At 69.6% G+C, this 3,590-nt stretch carries 3 protein-coding genes; all 3 read right to left on the bottom strand.

Annotated features, from left to right (window positions below):
* Positions 1 to 1,080: hypothetical protein (locus tag B4E30_RS14665; RefSeq protein WP_286795876.1), on the bottom strand; the 1,080-nt coding region annotated here is incomplete at its 3' end.
* Positions 1,081 to 1,176: 96 nt separating this feature from the next.
* The gene (locus B4E30_RS14660; RefSeq protein WP_286795874.1) at positions 1,177 to 2,112 is read right to left on the bottom strand and encodes a metallophosphoesterase; all 936 of its coding nucleotides are present in this window, start codon (positions 2,110 to 2,112) and stop codon (positions 1,177 to 1,179) included.
* Positions 2,112 to 3,590, bottom strand: a 1,479-nt coding sequence (locus tag B4E30_RS14655) for a PASTA domain-containing protein (RefSeq protein WP_286795872.1), incomplete at its 5' end; no start/stop codon positions are given. The genes B4E30_RS14660 and B4E30_RS14655, both read right to left, overlap by 1 nt.

Here is a 3,590-nt window from a genome sequence, read left to right as displayed (position 1 = left end):
CGGATCGCCGGGAGCGGGATCGCCCGGGTTCGGCTCGACATCGCTGCGGTACAGGTCCGCCGACGCGCTCACCGGCAGGTAGGCGCCGTCCTCGTCCCGCGGCCAGATTCCCGTCCCGGTCGTGAACGACACCTCGTCGACGAAGACGCCGTCTGTGAGGTAGCGCTCGGCGACCTGTGTGGTGATCGTCGGTGCGAACTCGATGTCTCGCGGATGCTCGTCTGCTCCTTCGATCTCGATCGGCGACGCACCCGCGGGCCCGGCCGTGTCCTGGCCGCCCGGGGTGGTGAAGTAGCGCACCGCGGCCAGCGGGGCCGCCGGGAAGGCGCCGACGCCGCTCACCGTGACGCTTCCGCCCTCGGCCGGCGGGACGACGCGGATCTCATACGTCTCGCCGGCGCGGGCCTTCTCGAGGGTCGTCCCGCCGGACGCGAACTCGGCGCCGGTCAGATCGATGCGACCGGTCCCATCGGCACCGTCCACCTGTGCGGTGACCGTGCCGAGAAGCACGTCGTCGGGGTCGGTGGTGAACACGAGCCGACCCGATCCCTTCGCGGCACCCGCCGAGAGCGCGGTGGCCTCGGCGTAGTACGAGGTCGCGAGTTCCTGCACGCGCTTGTTGTGCTCGGGTGCGAGCGCCGAGAAGGTCCAGTTCACCGCTCCGGCGAGACTGTCGCCGCGGTAGCCGAACGCGTGGAGCGTCTCGTCCCAGTCCGCGATGGCCTTCACGGCCCATCCGACGCTCGCCGCCTGCACCGGATCGTCGGTCTGACCGTAGGTGGTCACGAGATGGTTGATGGCGGTGAGCTGCTTCGCGCTGAGCCCGGCGGCGTCGCTGCGCACCCCGTGATCGGTCGTGGGACCGGTGGGGGCGGCGAGGCCGGGCCGGATGCAGTAGGTGTCGACGTCGCCCACGCGCATGGAGCCGTGCCAGCCGTACTGCGACGTGGGCGCCCACGTGCCGAAGCCGGCCCCTGCTTCGGCCGCTTGCGATGTGGCGGGCGTCAGCCACGACGCGATGACGAATCCGCCGGAGACGACGGCGATCAGGATCCCGACAACGAGGAGGGCGCGCTTCATGCTCCGATCGTGCGGGTGCGCCCGCGCCGGAGCGGCGGCGTTCTCCACGCCTGTGGACGGGCCACCGCCGACGGCGTGCTGTGGAGGGGAAGTGGCTCAGGCGCGCGCGGTGAGGGTGATCAGCGACGCCTCGGGGCGGCATCCGAACCGCACCGGCGCGAAGATCGAGTGGCCGATGCCCGCGCTCACATTGAGGGGCACGTCGCGGCCGGCGCGTGCCCAGCGGCTGAGGCCGCGCGCCTGATCGAGCGGAATGTCGCAGTTGGCCACGAGCGCCGACGCCGAGCCGGGGATGCGCACCTGGCCGCCGTGCGTGTGACCGGCCCACAGGGTGTCGGCGCCGAGATCGACGAACGCGTCCAGCACGTGTCGGTACGGGGCGTGCGTGACGCCGAGGGTGAGGGCCGCCTCCGACCGGTCGCCGAGGGTCTCGAGCGCCTCCGGCAGCGCATCGAGCCGCTCCCAACCACGGTGGGCGTCGCTGACGCCGAAGGCGTCGAGGCGCAGACCGCCGACGGCGAGGCTGCCGGCGGCGTTGTTGAGGTCCATCCACCCGAGCTCGTCGCGCAGGTAGGAGTCGAGGGCGTCGGTGTCCAGCGCCACCTCGCGGTGCTTCGTGCGGCTGGGGCCGAGGAAGTACCGGAACGGGTTGCGCGGCGAGGGTGCGCTGACGTCGTTCGATCCGTGCACGAACACCCCCGGGATGCCCCGAAGCGGATCGAAGGCCCGACGGATGCCGGCGAGGCCCTCGGCATGGCCGAGGTTGTCGCCTGTGTTGACGACGAGATCGGGTTCGAGGTCGGCGAGCGTCGCCATCCACTCCTGCTTGCGATGCTGCCACGGCGCCATGTGGGCGTCGGAGACGTGCAGCACCCGCAGTGCGCGGCTTCCGGTGGGCAGTACCGCGAGCGTGTGGCGACGGACGGTGAACAGGTACCGCTCGATGCCGACGCCCCAGACCGCGGCTCCCGCGCCGACCGCCCCCACTGCCGCGAGGGCGGGGAGGGCGGTCTGGCCGGCGCGTCGCGCCACTAGCAGGACTCGGCGCGGTAGTTCACCGAGATGGTGTCGCTGCGATTGACGAGCTCGCCGGCCCCGGGGCTGGTGCCGGTCACCTGCGTCTCGCCGTTGCCGTTGTCGCCGTCGTTCCCGCCGCCGTTGTCGTCGTCATCGTCATCGCTGCCGGTCGCCTCGCAACTGCCCGGCTGCACACTGCCGAAGCCTGCCGACCGCAGCGAGCTGACCGCATCCTGCAGCGATTGACCCGACACGTCCGGAACCGTCACGCCCTGGCCGTTCGACGGGCGGATGGTCACGTTCGTACCACCGGCCACGCGGCCGGCGCCGGGGCTCTGCTCGGCGATCGTGCCTGCGGCTTCGCTCGAGTCGACCTCTTCGCCGACGGTCACGCTGAAGCCGGCCTGCTGGAGGGTGGCCGTCGCCTGATCGACCGACATGCCCACGACGTTCGGCAGGTCGGTGTAGACCGTGCGCAGCAGGTTCTGGTCCGGAGCGGGGAACTCGCCACCGCCGTACTTCGCGTTCGCGGCCGCCTGCACGCCCTTGCCCAGGGCGTACCGGTAGTACGCGACGCCATAGTCGAAGACGTCTTCGAATCCCTCGATGTTGCCGACCCAGGCGGCGGTCGCGACCTTCGTGCTCGACTCGACCAGCCACGTCTGCGAGGTCTCGTGCGTTCCGGTCTTGCCGATCACGGGAATACCGTCGTAGGGGTTTCCCTGCGCTCCCGTGCCGCCGTTCATCACGCCCTGAAGAGCGTAGGCGGCGGTCGCTGCGACCGACTCCTCTAGCACGCGCTCACACGACCGCTCCGGGACGGCGAGCTCGTTGCCGTCGGAATCGGTCACCCGATCGATCGCCTGCGGCTCGCAATAGACACCACCGTTGGCGACCGTTGCATATGCGCCGGCGACCGAAATCGGTGAGACGTTGAGATCACCAAGAACCGAGAAGGCGCCCATCTTGTCGGCCTCCGCCGGCTGGCCAGTCTTCGCGTTGACCACGCCCATCTTGGTTGCGTCCGCCTGAATGTCGCACAGGTCGAGTTGCTCTGCCATTGCGAGGAAGCCGGAGTTGAGTGACGCGGCGGTGAACTGCATGGGCGTTCCCACGCGACCCGGGTCCCTAGCGAAGTTGTTGATCGCCTCGGCGCTGTTGTCGATCCACCAGCCACCGTCGACGCAGCTGTTCTGCAGACGCGTGACTTCGTGCACTCGGCCGTTGAGAACCTCATTCAGAGAGTTCCCGTTTTCGAGCCAGTCGATCAAGGTGAACAGCTTGTACGTCGAACCCGCAGAGAAGCCGTTGGACGAGCCAAAGGTCGAGTCGCCGGCGAAGACGAGTGATGACTTCGTCGGGTCGCCGACGTCGTCTGCGAGCTCGCTGAACGTCTTGTTCTGCGCGATCGAGAGGATGCGGCCGGTCTCGGCCTCGATGCTCACAGTGGTCGATCCGAGCTGCATGTTGTCGATCGACTGCGGCACGGTCTC

Source organism: Microbacterium sp. UBA3394 (assembly GCF_002358725.1).
In the GTDB taxonomy this organism is placed as follows: Bacteria; Actinomycetota; Actinomycetes; order Actinomycetales; family Microbacteriaceae; genus Microbacterium; species Microbacterium luteum.
This window is presented reverse-complemented; position numbering and strand designations above follow the sequence as displayed.